This window comes from Nguyenibacter vanlangensis (assembly GCF_038719015.1).
Taxonomy (GTDB): domain Bacteria; phylum Pseudomonadota; class Alphaproteobacteria; order Acetobacterales; family Acetobacteraceae; genus Gluconacetobacter; species Gluconacetobacter vanlangensis.
Map to the genome: position 1 here is coordinate 103,232 of NZ_CP152276.1, position 13,114 is coordinate 116,345.

General features: G+C 63.1%; 12 protein-coding genes. 6 read left to right on the plus strand and 6 right to left on the minus strand.

What is annotated here, in order from left to right:
• Positions 1 to 15: 15 nt before the first annotated feature.
• The 6 genes from AAC691_RS00480 to AAC691_RS00505 form a co-directional block, all read right to left on the minus strand.
• On the minus strand, positions 16 to 2,400 hold the full coding sequence (locus AAC691_RS00480) for a TonB-dependent receptor domain-containing protein (protein WP_342628602.1): 2,385 nt from the start codon (positions 2,398 to 2,400) through the stop codon (positions 16 to 18).
• Between the two features lie 332 nt (positions 2,401 to 2,732).
• Positions 2,733 to 4,124: a cytosine permease gene (locus AAC691_RS00485; protein WP_342628603.1), complete on the minus strand. Its 1,392-nt coding sequence runs from the start codon at positions 4,122 to 4,124 to the stop codon at positions 2,733 to 2,735.
• Between the two features lie 139 nt (positions 4,125 to 4,263).
• The gene (locus AAC691_RS00490) at positions 4,264 to 5,604 is read right to left on the minus strand and encodes a hypothetical protein (RefSeq protein ID WP_342628604.1); all 1,341 of its coding nucleotides are present in this window, start codon (positions 5,602 to 5,604) and stop codon (positions 4,264 to 4,266) included.
• Positions 5,601 to 6,929 carry a histidinol dehydrogenase gene (hisD, locus tag AAC691_RS00495; protein ID WP_342628605.1) on the minus strand — a complete coding sequence of 443 codons (1,329 nt, stop codon included), beginning with the start codon at positions 6,927 to 6,929 and terminating at the stop codon, positions 5,601 to 5,603. Before hisD ends, AAC691_RS00490 begins: the two co-directional genes overlap by 4 nt.
• Positions 6,930 to 6,963: 34 nt before the next feature.
• Positions 6,964 to 7,731, minus strand: coding sequence for an SDR family oxidoreductase (locus AAC691_RS00500; protein WP_342628606.1), 768 nt, complete (start codon positions 7,729 to 7,731; stop codon positions 6,964 to 6,966).
• Complete coding sequence (locus AAC691_RS00505) at positions 7,725 to 8,834, minus strand: alcohol dehydrogenase catalytic domain-containing protein (protein WP_342628607.1); 1,110 nt, start codon at positions 8,832 to 8,834, stop codon at positions 7,725 to 7,727. Before AAC691_RS00505 ends, AAC691_RS00500 begins: the two co-directional genes overlap by 7 nt.
• 204 nt (positions 8,835 to 9,038) lie before the next feature.
• Between AAC691_RS00505 and AAC691_RS00510 the strand changes: the two genes are divergently transcribed.
• From AAC691_RS00510 to AAC691_RS00535, 6 genes are all read left to right on the plus strand, one after another.
• Positions 9,039 to 10,307 carry an alpha-hydroxy acid oxidase gene (locus tag AAC691_RS00510; RefSeq protein ID WP_342628608.1) on the plus strand — a complete coding sequence of 423 codons (1,269 nt, stop codon included), beginning with the start codon at positions 9,039 to 9,041 and terminating at the stop codon, positions 10,305 to 10,307.
• Positions 10,308 to 10,319: 12 nt separating this feature from the next.
• Entirely contained in the window at positions 10,320 to 10,559 is a 240-nt protein-coding gene (locus AAC691_RS00515) for an aldehyde dehydrogenase family protein (RefSeq protein ID WP_342628609.1), read from the plus strand.
• Positions 10,560 to 10,674: 115 nt separating this feature from the next.
• Positions 10,675 to 11,421 (plus strand): glucose 1-dehydrogenase, encoded by a 747-nt coding sequence (locus AAC691_RS00520; RefSeq protein WP_176638789.1) that lies wholly within the window; start codon positions 10,675 to 10,677, stop codon positions 11,419 to 11,421.
• Between the two features lie 50 nt (positions 11,422 to 11,471).
• Entirely contained in the window at positions 11,472 to 12,305 is an 834-nt protein-coding gene (locus AAC691_RS00525; RefSeq protein ID WP_342628610.1) for an alpha/beta hydrolase, read from the plus strand.
• A gap of 64 nt (positions 12,306 to 12,369) precedes the next feature.
• On the plus strand, positions 12,370 to 12,720 hold the full coding sequence (locus AAC691_RS00530; protein ID WP_342628611.1) for a hypothetical protein: 351 nt from the start codon (positions 12,370 to 12,372) through the stop codon (positions 12,718 to 12,720).
• 16 nt (positions 12,721 to 12,736) lie between these two features.
• On the plus strand, positions 12,737 to 13,111 hold the full coding sequence (locus AAC691_RS00535; protein ID WP_342628612.1) for a DUF427 domain-containing protein: 375 nt from the start codon (positions 12,737 to 12,739) through the stop codon (positions 13,109 to 13,111).
• Positions 13,112 to 13,114: the final 3 nt, after the last annotated feature.

Below are 13,114 nucleotides of genomic sequence, written 5' to 3' on the forward strand. Positions count from 1 at the left end.
GCGCCTCGCATGGCCTTAGAACCCTGTCGAGACGGTCATGAGCGCGGCGAAGGTCGGTGCGACGTAGTAGGTCGAGGTTCCGGCAGTCGGGCCGGTGCTGTAGACGCCCGAGAGGTAGTGGGCGTCGTTGAGATTGACGATGTTCAGGCGGATGCTGGGCGTCTTCATGAACCCGATGTCCGGCGCACGCGCGCCGAGCATCAGGTCCACCTGCTTGTGGCCGGGAATGCGCTCGTCATTCATAAACGTGCCGTATTCCTTGTCGACATATTTCATCGAAACACTGCCGAAGAACGTGCCGTCATCGTACTGGATGCCGATCGCAGCCATCCAGCGCGGTGCCGACGTGGCGACCTTGCCCTTGGTGTTGTAGGTCACGCCATCGAGGGTGATGTTGTTGTCTGTGGTGGCGTAGAGGTATTCGCCCGAAAAATACGGCGAGAAATGATGCCACGGCGTCAGGCCGAGTTCCGCATCCACTCCGCGCGATGTCATGCCGCCGGCGTCGAGGAAGTATGGGACGGCGTTGATGTATTCGTTGATGGCGTGATGGACGAAATTGTAGTTGAACAGCGTGACCGAGCCCGTCACCCACCTGTCGTGGTAACGTGCCCCGACTTCCTCGGCGATGCTGTATTCGTCCTTCAGATGGGTGTTGGCCGTCTGGTAGAGGCTGGCGTCATAGGGGCTGTTATACTGGTTGTAGAACGCCGATCCCATCGGAACACGGAAACTCGTGGTGGTGTTGGCGAAGAGCTGGATTTCGTCATTCACCTTGTAGCTGATCGAAAAGCGCGGCAGCGGTTCGGCGGAGTTGTAGCTCGCGCCATATTGCGGGCCCGGCTGGTTCAGCGTGCCGTCACGTGCGGTCATGACTTCCTTGAAGCCGGCATTGATGATCAGTCTGTCGTTCAGAAGGTGAACCTCGTCCCCGACATAAAGCCCGACCATCTGCGTGATCGTGTGATACAGCCAGCCGTTGAGCACCGTTCCGTCCTCAAGCTTGACCAGCGAGTTGGAGACGTTTCCGGCGGCATCAAGCGCCGAGAACGGCTCGCTGACATGCATGTCGCTGTAGCCATACCACGCGCCGAACACGAGGTGATTGAAAGCCGTGTCGTAATGAGCGGCCGCGTTGATGCCGGTGTAGCTTTCACGTCCGTACCAGTCCCACTTCGCGGCGATGTTGCCATCCTGGGCGTAGTCGTTCCCTGCGAGCGATCCGTTCACGGCCTGCGTGCCGTTATAATAGGTGCCGCTCGTCGGAATCGTGTAGACGCCCAGCGGGTAGTTGCCCGATCCGTGGTAATAGTACGGTGTGACCTCGAGCGACCATTGGTTGTTCAGTTTGAAATGCGACTGACTGCTGAGGAAGTAGTCGGTCCAGTTCGTCTGGAATCCCTTGTAGTAGTTGGGATCTCCGAACTTGTAGACGCCGTCGAGGTTGATCCCCCCGCCGAGGCCGTAGGTCTTCCAGTCGGACAGCGTCGGTGTGCTGTACCAGGCCGTGCTTTCGTTGTTGTAGGTGAAGGAGAGGCTGGTGCTGCTTTCGGGTGTCCAGTCCTCGACCGCCTTGAAATCCACGTGACGGCGGTTATTGCGGCCCGGCCCACGCCATGCGCGGCTTGTGAGGTTCGAGAAGGATGCGAACATGCGGAGCCCGGTGCTGCCGATCTCCCCCGAATCATAACGCAGGAACTGGCGGTTCATCTGATGGGAGCCATAGCTGACGTCGAGCTGGCCCTGGCGCGTGTATTCCGGGTTATGCAGGCGGACGTTCATCGTGCCGCCAGCGGAATACACGGTCGGAATCTGGATATCCGGCGCGCCCTGCTGGAGCTGGACGCTTTCCATATTCTCGCTGTCGACCCACTCTGAGGAGTTCGGAGTATAGTTGTCTGGGTCGTTCATCGGCGCACCTTCGAAGATGTAGCCGATTTCCTGCTGGTTCAGTCCGCGCACGCTGACGGCGGACTGATCGGTCACACCGAACGGGTCACCCATGGCGACGTTCGCGCCGGGAGAGAGCGTGACGAGGGCCAGCGTGTTCGACGCGGGCGACTGTTTCGAGATGAACTCGCGAGAGATGGTGCTGACGGAACGCGCGGCCGTTTCGGGGCGGATCAGACCACCGCCCGCGTGATGACGGCTCGCCGAAACGCTGATCGTCTCGGCCGGCCCCGTGCTGTTGAGCGCGGTATGTCGGGGGGCAGCGCCGCGAGGCGCCGCGGCCCGGGTCGAAGCCGGACGGGTGGTTGAGGCGGAATGGACTGCTGTCCCGGTCGTGTGGAGACCCTGTCGTCCATGCGTGGTCGTGGCCGCTTTCGCTGCCCCCCCGAGCAGGAGGATCGTCGACGAAAGAAGCAAACAGCGACGTGAGAGCGGAGATTTCGTCTGCATGTTGGGTACCTCTGCTGACGGGACCCGAAAGGGCGGGTCGGGGGCGTTCGGCCCAGTACGCGATAGGCGCCTTCGCGGTAGTGGCTATCCGTCAGATGGTCTGCTCGGGACAGGTGTCTTTGGTGTTGAACGGGCGGATCCGCTTATGGACGGGCATGGGCGTGTTTCCTCAAACTCTTCGCGTCTGCCAAGGGGTGCCTGTCATGGATCGTCTGACAGGATTTTGGTGCGATGCAGGAATGGTCGCAATTTGATGCGTATATTTAAAGAATGGTTCTACAGGGCTGAGCTTCGGAAAAACCTAAGAAGGGGTGTTGCTGGAAAAAAGCCGTTCAGGTCGAACGGCGTGCCCAGGTCCAGTAGAGCAGTCCGGGGACGAAAATTCCGATGATCCATGACAGGTCGATCCCCCCCAGCGACTGTGCGATACTGCCGACATACAGCCCGGTCGACAGGAACGGGATCTGCACGATCACGCCGATCGCGTAACAGACGAGAGCCGGGCGGTTGGCGCGGCCATACACTCCGCCATCGCCGCGAAACAGGGACGGAATGTCGTAATTGCCGTGGCGCACGAGGTAGTAGTCGGCGAGGTTGATCGCGGTCCAGGGTGAGAGGACCGCCAGCAGAAGGGCAATGACATTGTCGAGGATTTCCAGCACGCTGCCGCTGAGATTGATGGTGATGATGGCGCCGGCCAGAAGCAGGATGGCGGCGGCGATCGCGCGGGATCGGCTCGTTGGGTTCCAGTCCGGGCGAAAGGTCTGAAGAAACGTCAGGGACGACAGCGCCGCGCAGTAGATCTGCATCGTGCAACTGACCAGCGTGGAGATGATCATCACCGCGAACAGCAGGATCGGCAGAATTGGGGAATAGGTACGCACGGCGTCGTACATGTTGCCGGAAAAGCCCGTGCTGCCGAGATAGGCGCCGATGAATGTCGGGAAGGCCGTTCCCACGATGCTGCCCGTAAGGCAGACGAGAAATGCCGTACGCTCTCCGGTGCGGGAGGGAAGGTAACGTGTATAGTCCGAGACATAGGGCGCATAGGCGATCTGCCACAGCACGCCGAGCGAGAGCGCCGCCAGGAACTGGTACGCCGTCGGCGTGGCCCAGATCGGGAGCGCGAGCTGTCCGTGAGAGGCGCCGAAATAGGCGAGGGCCAGCAGAACGGATGTCAGGGCGGCAACGGGGATGAAGCCCGAGATGAACCGTTCGATGACGTCATGACCGATGGCACAGAGCGTGGCGACCACGATGACCGCGCCCCAGATGGGGATCTGGCCATAACCGGGACCGAAGACCTGAGCGGACTGCTCGCGGCCGATCGCAAAGAACGTCGCGGTAAAGCCGACATACATCAGGATGATGATCGCGATGATCAGGAGGCTGCCGGTCGAGCCGAACTGCCCGCGCGTCTGCTGCATCTGCGGGATGCCGAGATGCGGCCCCTGCGCTGCATGCAGGGCCATGAACACCCCGCCCATGAGGTTGCCACACAGGATGGCGACGAATGACCATCCAAGAGCAAGGTGGCAGATGCCGGGGTAAAGCATCCCGGTCATGATGGCCATGATGTTCTGGTTCGCGCCGATCCAGACCATCAGCAGCGACCAGGCGTTTCCGTGGCGGCGCTCTTCGGGAATCGGGAAAATGGTTTCGTTTTCGATGGTGAACGGAGAGGCTTCTGCCGCGTGGGCGCTCTTGTCTGCGAACTGCGTCATGACGCGGATATGTCCTTTCCGTTCCGGTTCGTTCGAACGTGCCTATCGTTCCGAAATTGTACCGACGTTACGGTGACCGGTCGCAACTGTCTTGAGCGCCCGCTGTGCCGGCCCTGGAATATGCTGGGAATATGCCGGCTCAGGAAACCGCCGGATCGATGATGTCGAGAAAGCGGGAGACGACGTCCTGGCCGCCCGATCCGCGCTCGGGTTCCGCGCCGCACATCATGGCGATGGCGAGGCCCGTGAGGGAGGACGCAGGCGTGTGACGGCTGTTCGGATCGGTGTCTGACCGGGCACAGAGGTCCATGACCAGCGTCGGGCAGCAGAACAGGCCGGAGCGGATGGTTTCGCGCCAGTTGCCGGGGAGCGCGTTGCGTTCGGACAGGGCTGTAAGCAGCGGTTTCCACAGAAGGCGGGCCTTGTCTGTCAGGAAGGTCTGCCGCAGCGGTGTGAGAGACCAGTTGCTCGTTACGAACGCCGTGCCGTCGCGAAGCGTGATCTGCGGGATGCTGCGGAGTTCAGAGGAATGGTACAGCCAGTCGGGATGGGCGAAGATGTTGTGAAACGTGGCCTTGATCTCGGCGAGAAGAGCCGGGATGTTGCGACCTCCAAAGGCCGGGTCGAAGAAGGTCAGCCCTCCGGGTTCGGCGTTGTGTTCGTCTTGGGGAGCGAACCAGACATTGGCGTTATGCGCATCGCCGTGAGCAATCACGCCGCCGGACGCGACAAGTGTCGCGGGTTCGAGGCGTGTCAGGGCGTTCTCGAAGCAACTCTGTAGCGTACGGTCGTAGGCAACGCCGTCGATCACCCAGCGCAGATGGCGCAGCTCGGCACCGCTGACGCTGAGGCCGGGAAAGGCGAATATCCGGTCGTGGGCGAAGAACGTGGCTGCGCGGCCGCCCAGCGTGTCCGACGGGGTGCCGGGCGTCGTCAGGCGGTGGTGAAAGAGTTGGTGGATCGGCTCACCGGCGCTCTCGGCTGCGGTGATCGGGTGCCATGTTCGCAGATAGATCTCGGCGCTCGACCGGTCGAGTTTGCGTTGCGCTTCGATCAGGGCGGGGCCGTCGGCCCCTGGCAGCGGCCGTCCGTGATCGACGGCGCGGGCGGCGTCTGCGAGTTTGGGGATGGTTCGCAGGGGATAGAGCAGGATCTGCCGCCCTATTCGGCGAGAGACATAGGTGGGCATATCGACGGGAAAACCTGCATCGAGCAGGATTTCGCCGCGATAGAATTCCTGAAGGACGGACTCCTCGTTTTCCTCATGATGGAACTTGAAGAAGAAGCGTACCCCATCCTCTCTCGTCAGGAAGCCGTTGACCGAGTTCAGGCTGTAATCGTCCGCTCCAAGCGTAACCTCCCGGACCGGAAAGCCGAATTCCTCCGCGATCATGCGCGCCAGCAGCGACTTCGCGAGGTCGGGCTGGCCACGGCGGGCTGCGGCGAGAATACCGGCGGCACTGACGGAGGGATCGGTCATCGCGGTTCGACCTTCGGCATGGGGCGTGCGGCGGAGACGGCGCGAGCGTGGCCGGTGAAGTTCTCATAGCGCGCAAAGCGTTCAGCGTGCCGCGCGGCTTCGGGATAGGCTTCCGGCGAGACACGGGCGAAGGACATGCGCTTCATGAAGTCGTGCACCGACAGCGGAGAATGTGTCCGTGCGGCGCGGTTGGTCGGCAGGACGGCATTCGGGCCGAGGACGTAGTTGCACAACGTCACCGGGGAAGCCGTGCCGAGCAGGACTTCACCGGCATTGCGGATGCGTCCCAGATCGGCCATCGGATCTGTGGTCAGGATTTCCAGATGCTCGGGTGCATAGGCGTTGGTGAAAGCGACCGCGGCCCGAAAATCCTTCGTCAGGATGACGCCCCCATGTTTCCCGCCCAGAACCGCCCGGGAGAAGCCGGCGCGCTTTTCGTCCATCTCGGCCCAGTGCGCGGGGAGTGCGGCGATTACGCCTTCGGCGACGCGGCGGCTGCTGGTGACGAGCCACGCCGAGGAATCCGGCCCGTGTTCCGATTCGATGATCAGGTCGAGCGCGGCAAGAACGGGATCGACGCTGTCGTCGGTGAGGATGATGCTTTCGCTCGGTCCCGCCGGGATGCCGGGATCGATCCAGTCGGACAGCAGGCGTTTGGCCGCGACGACATATGGGCTGCCGGGCCCGACGATCTTGGCGCAGGCGGGGACGGTCTCGGTTCCGAACGCAACGGCGGCAACGGCCTGTGCGCCACCGCATTTGTAGACGTCCTCGACGCCGATCAGCCGGGCCGCCACGAGCGTTCCCGCGTCCACTGTTCCATCGGGAGACGGAGGGGTCACGATGACCAGGCGCGGTACGCCCGCGACCTTGCCCGGGATGGTCGTCATGTTCACGACGCTCGGGAAACAGCCCTTGCCGCGGGGGACATAGCAGGCGACGGAATCGATCGGGACGTTTCGGTCTCCGGCCCAGATGCCGGGGCGGACCTCGATCATCCAGTTGTCTTGCGGTTTCTGGGCTTCGTGGAAGCGACGGATATTGTCGATTCCGTATTTGATGGCGTCGAGCACGTCTGGCTCGATGCTGGTGAAGGCGGCGTCGAACTCCTCCGGTGTGGCTTTGATGCTCATCTGGGGGTCGGTGACCTGGTCGAAGGCCTGCGCGAAATGGCGCAGCGCTGCGTCGCCCTCGGTTCGCACGCGTTCGATGATGGGCGTGACGCGCTTCAGAAAGACCGACAGGTCGCTCTCGGTCCGTTGCAGGAGCGCTTCGGGTATGGTGGTTGTCTGAGTGAGATCGTGGAACGTGACGTGATCTGGCATGAAGAACAGTCCTGAAGCGGGAAGGTGAGAGAAATCAGAGAGCGGCGAGAGTTCCGCCGTCCACGTAGAGCACCTGCCCGGTGATGTAGGCCGAGGCCGGGGAGCAGAGGAACTGAAGCGGCCCGATGAGATCGTCGGGCAATCCGAACCGACCGAGCGGAATTTGCGCGAGCATCCGCGCCTGCCAGTCTGTATCGGCGAAGAACGGGGCGGTCATGTCGGTGTGGAAATAGCCCGGTGCAAGCGCGTTGACCCGGATCCCGCGCGGTGCCCATTCGACCGCCAGACTGCGTGTCATGCCAAGGATGCCGGATTTCGAGGCGCTGTAGGGCACGGCTTTTGCCACGCCGGCCGCCGACGTCAGGGAGGCGAGATTGATGATGCTGCCCCCGGCCGTCATGAGGCGTGCAGCGTGCTGGGCGACGAAGAACGGACCCTTGAGGTTGGTATCGAGCAGCCGGTTCCACAGGGATTCGTCCACCTCGTCGCTGGCGCGAAGGCTTTCGTCACCGGCGTTGTTGACGAGAATGTCCAATTGCGGGCTGGTGCGGGCGATGTCCATGAATGCCGAACGGATCGCGTCCGGGGACCCGACATCCATGATCGCGGCGTGGAGGCTCAGGCCGGTTTTTGCCGTGTCCGCGCACGCGCGCTCGAGGGTTGCAGCCGTGCGGCCCGCGATCCAGACCTCTGCGCCGCACTGCGCCAGATGGAGCGCCATCGCATATCCCAATCCCCTGCCTCCGCCTGTGACGAGGGCGGTCTTCCCGGCCAGGGAGAAGAAGTCGGGCGTGGTTACCATGCGTCGCTCATGCCGTTGGGGGTGATCAGGGTTTTCAGCCGGACTTCCATGCCTGCGAGCAGGGCGTCGTAGCGCTGCGGGAGGTCCTGGAGTGGGGTCGGACTGCTGATCAGCGCGTCGAGCTTCGGGGCGATGGAGGGCAGGAATGCGATGGCCTGCGGCATTTCGTTCGCGAAGGCGCTGACGCCGAAGAGTTCGGTCTCATTTTCGACGACGCGGTTGAAGTCGATTTTCGGCTTCTGGTGAAACAGCCCCGCGAAGACAAGCCGACCGCCAGGCGCGATGCGTTCGCAGGCGAGTTCTATGACCGGCGCCGCGCCCGTCGCATCCAGAATGAAGCGCGTGTTCCAGCTTTCGGTATCGGGCGAGAGGGGGCGGGTGCCGAGATGGGCTTCGAGCAGGGCCTGCCGCGCCGCGTTGCGTTCGAGAAGCGAGACCTTATGTCCGCGTTCGCGCAGGATGAGCGCTGCGAGGCCACCGATCGTGCCTCCGCCGCAGACGACGACACGTGCGCCCGGGGTGGGGGCAAGGCGGTGGACGGCGTGAAGCGCGACGGAGAGTGGCTCGACCAGCGCGCCGTGCCGGAGCGGCATGTCGGGTGGCAGGGGAAGAAGTTGCGTCGCGGGAAGGACGGCTTCCTGCGCGAAACCGCCGTCGCAGACTTCGCCGACGAAACCGAGCTTGCGGCACAGGTTCGGTTGTCCGGAGTGGCAGGATGCGCAGCTTCCACATCCGACCCGCGAGTCGGCGACGACGTGATCTCCGGGCGCCAGGCCCGCGCAATCGCCGCAGGTTTCCGTAACGATGCCGGCAAATTCGTGCCCCGGCGTGACGGGGCAGCGTGAGAGCCATTGACCCGTCCGGAAATTGTGCAGGTCCGATCCGCAGATTCCGGCGGCTTCGATCCTGATGCGGACAAACCCCTCTTGCAGACCGGAAGGGGGAGCGATCGGCATGACGCGGATGTCACCGATTCCGTAGAAACGTGCAGCGAGCATGGGATCTGCCCTCCGTTTCAAGATGAGACCGCGTGTCGGCTCGGCGTCCGGTATATAGATATGATGGAAGTGGAATGAAAACCCTGTCCGGGCGCATTTCAGCATAGATTTTTCCGGGTCATGGCTTCAGGAAATATGCAGCAGAAATCCATTACAAATGTGGAAGATGTTATGATCTACTGATGCGCCGTCATCGGCGAACGGAAGAGGACACGGCATGGGGGATGCGGTGAGCACACTGGAATCCGAGGCGATCTATCCCGTCCTCGCCGCGCGGCGATACGGGATGGCCCGGGACCTGTTTATGGTATGGTTCGGGCCAAATCTGATGATGCTGACGGTGGTGACCGGTGCACTCTCGACGACGGTCTTCGGTCTCTCCCTCGTCCCGGCGGTGGTCGGCGACGATGCTTGAAGGGCGCGTGGTGTATGACGGTCGTTGATGATGGTGCGTTCTCGGGCTTTGCGGAGCGGGCGCGTCAGAGGCTGCCGCGCCTTTTTGCGGATTATGTGGACGGCGGCGCGCATGGCGAGCGAAGCATGGTCCGCAATCGTGCGGCGTTCGGAAAGTGGGGCGTGGTGCCGCGGGGGCTACGGGATGTGTCACGCATCGAAACCGGCGTGCGATGTTTTGGACAGGACTGGGCGGCGCCGATCATGCTGGCGCCGGTCGGCTTTGCGGGAATGCTCCATTCGGACCGCGAAACCGGAGCCGCGCGCGCGGCAAAACGTTCGGGCGCCGGGTTTGCCGTCTCGACGTTTTCGATTGACGCGATGGAAGATGTCGCGGCCGTCGGAGGGAAACCGTTCGCGCAGATCTATGTCTTCCGTGATCGCGATCTGACGCGTGACATGCTCGCCCGTGCCGCGTCCTGTGGGATCGAGGGGATCATCGTTACGATCGACACGGCCATTACGCCTGTTCGCGAACGTGATGTCCGCAATGGATTTCGCCATCTGGCGCGTCCCAGCGTCCGGCAGTTGATCGGGCTTGCCGGGCGTCCGCGATGGTCGGCGGGTATGCTGAAGCACGGAATGCCGCTGATCGGAAATCTTAGACCTTATACGATCGTGCGTGGTGTGATGGGGCAGGCGCGGGAGATGGCTGCCCAGATTGATCCGACCCTCGATCAGGCCGGGCTGGAATGGCTGCGCTCCGAGTGGAAAGGGCAGTTGGTCGTCAAGGGCGTGATGCACCCGGATGATGCGCGCCTGTCGCTCGACGCCGGTGCCGATGGGCTGATCGTGTCCAATCACGGCGGACGGCAGATGGACCCGTCGCCCGCCACGATCGAGGTTCTGCCCCGGATCGCCGAAGTGGTCGGAGGAAGGGCCGATATCGTCCTCGATAGTGGAATCCGGCGCGGCGGCGATGTGGTGACGGCGCTGGCGCTCGGTGCGACGGCGGTATCCGTCGGGCGTCCGTGGGCGTGGGCGCTGGCGGCCGATGGTGAACGCGGGGTCGTGTCGGCGATCGAGACCCTGACGCAGGAAGTGCGGGACGTGCTGGGCCTTGCCGGGCTTCGGGATATTGCATCCCTGCGCGCGGCTGGTCCCTGCGCCTTGTGGCGCATGTGACAAGCCGGGCGTGTGCCGTATGCGGGCGCGAGCAATGTGAAGCAGGTCTGGCTGGAGACCGGCGGCAAGAGCCTGTGCCTCGTCTTCCCGGACGCCGATCTGGACGCGGCAGCCAGGCAGCGGCGCTGGCGAACGGATGTACGGTCAGCTTCCTGGCTGAGCATCTCGTCCCGGCCTGCGGGTTGCTTCGTGAGGGCTTCGCACATGGGGCCGGTGGGCCGTCCATTCATCCCGGATCGGGATAGATCATAGCCATTTTGCCTGGCTAATTTTGAAGCCGGAACCCGCGCATATCCACTCCAACGAGGCTGCAAGAGCGGCGATTGGCGCCACTTCGAAACTGGCATCGGAACTGGAGGGGCATTTCATGTCCAAGCTCGACGGTAAGATCGCAATCGTCACCGGCGCCTCGAAGGGCATCGGCGCCGCTACGGCCAAGGCACTGGCCGCGCAGGGAGCCTGTGTCGTCGTCAACTATGCATCGAGCAAGTCCGATGCAGACGCGGTCGTCGCAGCCATAACCGGAGCGGGCGGCCGCGCCGTTGCCGTTCAGGGCGACGTGTCGAAAGCGAACGAGGCGCAGGGCATCGTTGATGCCGCCATCAACGCCTATGGCCGGCTCGACATCCTCGTCAACAATTCGGGCGTCTATGCCTTCGGGCCGCTCGAAACGGTCAACGAGGCTGACTTCCATCGGATGTTCAATATCAACGTCCTCGGTTTGCTGCTGGTGACCCGGGCGGCCGCCGCGCATATGGGTGAAGGCGCGAGCATCATCAATATCGGCTCGGGCGTGACCGCGATCACGCCGCCTGCGACATCGATCTACACGGCCAGCAAGGGCGCCGTGGACGCCATCACCGGAGTGTTGGCCAAGGAACTCGGCCCGCGGAAGATCCGGGTCAATTCGGTGAACCCCAGCCTCACCGAGACGCAGGGCACGCACAGCGCGGGCATGCTTGCGACCGATTTCGAAGCCGGCATCATCGCCCAGACGCCGCTCGGCCGTCTCGGCCAGCCGCAGGATATCGCCGATGTCGTCGCCTTCGTCGCCTCGGACGATGCGCGCTGGCTCACCGGCGAGCGGATTATCGCGGGGGGCGGCCTGCGCTGAGCGCGAAGGCCGACATCGCAAATGTTTTTCTATCTCGAAGTGAGAATATCATGACTTATTCGCATGACACCGCCCCGACCCAGTATGTCGAGGCCAATGGCATCCGCTTCGCGTACCGCCGCTTCGGCAAGGCGGGCGGCGTGCCGATCGTGTTCAACCAGCATTTCGTTGGCACGATGGACCATTGGGATCCTGCCGTGACCGACGGCCTGGCCGAGAGCCGCGAGGTGATCCTGTTCAACAACGCCGGCGTTTCCAGCTCGTCCGGCGAAACGCCGAGCAACTTCCAGGACATGGGCGCCAATGCGATCGCCTTCATCCGCGCGCTCGGTCTCGAACAGGTCGACGTGCTCGGCATCTCGATCGGTGGTTTCGTCGCGCAGGAGATCGCCCTGCAGGGTGGCGACCTCGTCCGCAAGATCATCCTTGTCGGCACTGGCCATCGCGGCCAGGATATGACGGCCAGTCGTTCGAACGAGATCTTCTCGCAGAGCTACGATCCGCCCGAGCATCTCTGGCTGGCAGTGCACTTCAAGCCGACCGCGCGCAGCCAGAAGGCCGGTCTCGCCTTCCTCGAGCGGAAACTTCGCCGGCAGGATCGCGATCCCGACACGACCGAGCAGACCATGAACGCGCAGGTTGAGGCGATCGGCAAGTGGATCGCGCCGGAGAAGGACGTCCTTGCCTATCTGCATTCGATCGAGCAGCCGACGCTGATCGCGCAGGGAAGCGACGACGTGATCATCCCGACCATTCACTCGCTGACGCTGCAGCACGAACTGCCGAACGCGCAGCTCATCGTCTACCCGGACTCGGGTCATGGCTCGATCTACCAGTACCCCGAGCTGTTCGTGACCCACGCGACGCTCTTCCTCGACGCCTAAGCCCGTCATCCCAGCGCTCCCCGTCGCCATGGAGGTGGGAGCGCTACTCCAAAGGAGACCGATCATGCTCGCCAGCAACGGTAAGACCATTGCGCTCGCCGAAGCCGGCGCGCAGGTCCTCGTCCACTACGGCACGTCGATTGACGACGCGCGCAGCGTCGTCGAACGGATCCGCGCGAAGGGCGGCAAGGCGGAAGGCGTCGGCGCCGCTCTTGCCGATGCGGAAGGGCCGGCCAATGTCATGGTTCATGGCCGCTTTTCCGGCACCGGCCGTCCGTCGGCCTGGATTGCGCTCGACATTCTGCGGATCGAAAACGGCCAACGCGCCGAGCATTGGGACGTGTTGCAGGACGAGGCGACCAGCGCCAATTCCGTTAGCGGCCTGCCGATGTTCGGCACCGCCTTTCCCGGCTGAATAGAGGAGACTTTCCATGCCTGACCGCGTCGTGAAAATTCCCGGCCCCGACCACCCCATCACCATCGAACCCAATGCGCACCGTGTCGTCGTGAGGCTGGGCGACAAGGTGATCGCCGATACCACGCGCGCGCTTACGCTGCGCGAGGCGAACTATCCCGCAGTGCATTACATCCCGCGCGGCGACGTCGACATGGCAGCGCTAAAGCGGACTGAACACAGCACCTACTGCCCGTTCAAGGGAGATGCTTCCTATTTCAGCATTCCCAGCGGCGGCGAACGATCCGCAAACGCGATCTGGACCTATGAGGCGCCCTATGACGCTGTTGCCCAGATCAAGGCTTACCTCGCCTTCTACCCCGATCGCGTCGACGCGATCGAAGAGCTGTAGACG

Coding starts and splice junctions, on each gene's coding strand:
- AAC691_RS00480 (WP_342628602.1), bottom strand. CDS start 2,400: ATGCAGACGAAATCTCCGCTCTCACGTCGCTGTTTGCTTCTTTCGTCG.
- AAC691_RS00485 (WP_342628603.1), bottom strand. CDS start 4,124: ATGACGCAGTTCGCAGACAAGAGCGCCCACGCGGCAGAAGCCTCTCCG.
- AAC691_RS00530 (WP_342628611.1), top strand. CDS start 12,370: ATGCTCGCCAGCAACGGTAAGACCATTGCGCTCGCCGAAGCCGGCGCG.
- AAC691_RS00525 (WP_342628610.1), top strand. CDS start 11,472: ATGACTTATTCGCATGACACCGCCCCGACCCAGTATGTCGAGGCCAAT.
- AAC691_RS00535 (WP_342628612.1), top strand. CDS start 12,737: ATGCCTGACCGCGTCGTGAAAATTCCCGGCCCCGACCACCCCATCACC.
- AAC691_RS00490 (WP_342628604.1), bottom strand. CDS start 5,604: ATGACCGATCCCTCCGTCAGTGCCGCCGGTATTCTCGCCGCAGCCCGC.
- AAC691_RS00520 (WP_176638789.1), top strand. CDS start 10,675: ATGTCCAAGCTCGACGGTAAGATCGCAATCGTCACCGGCGCCTCGAAG.
- AAC691_RS00505 (WP_342628607.1), bottom strand. CDS start 8,834: ATGCTGAAATGCGCCCGGACAGGGTTTTCATTCCACTTCCATCATATC.
- AAC691_RS00510 (WP_342628608.1), top strand. CDS start 9,039: ATGGTTCGGGCCAAATCTGATGATGCTGACGGTGGTGACCGGTGCACT.
- hisD (WP_342628605.1), bottom strand. CDS start 6,929: ATGCCAGATCACGTCACGTTCCACGATCTCACTCAGACAACCACCATA.
- AAC691_RS00500 (WP_342628606.1), bottom strand. CDS start 7,731: ATGGTAACCACGCCCGACTTCTTCTCCCTGGCCGGGAAGACCGCCCTC.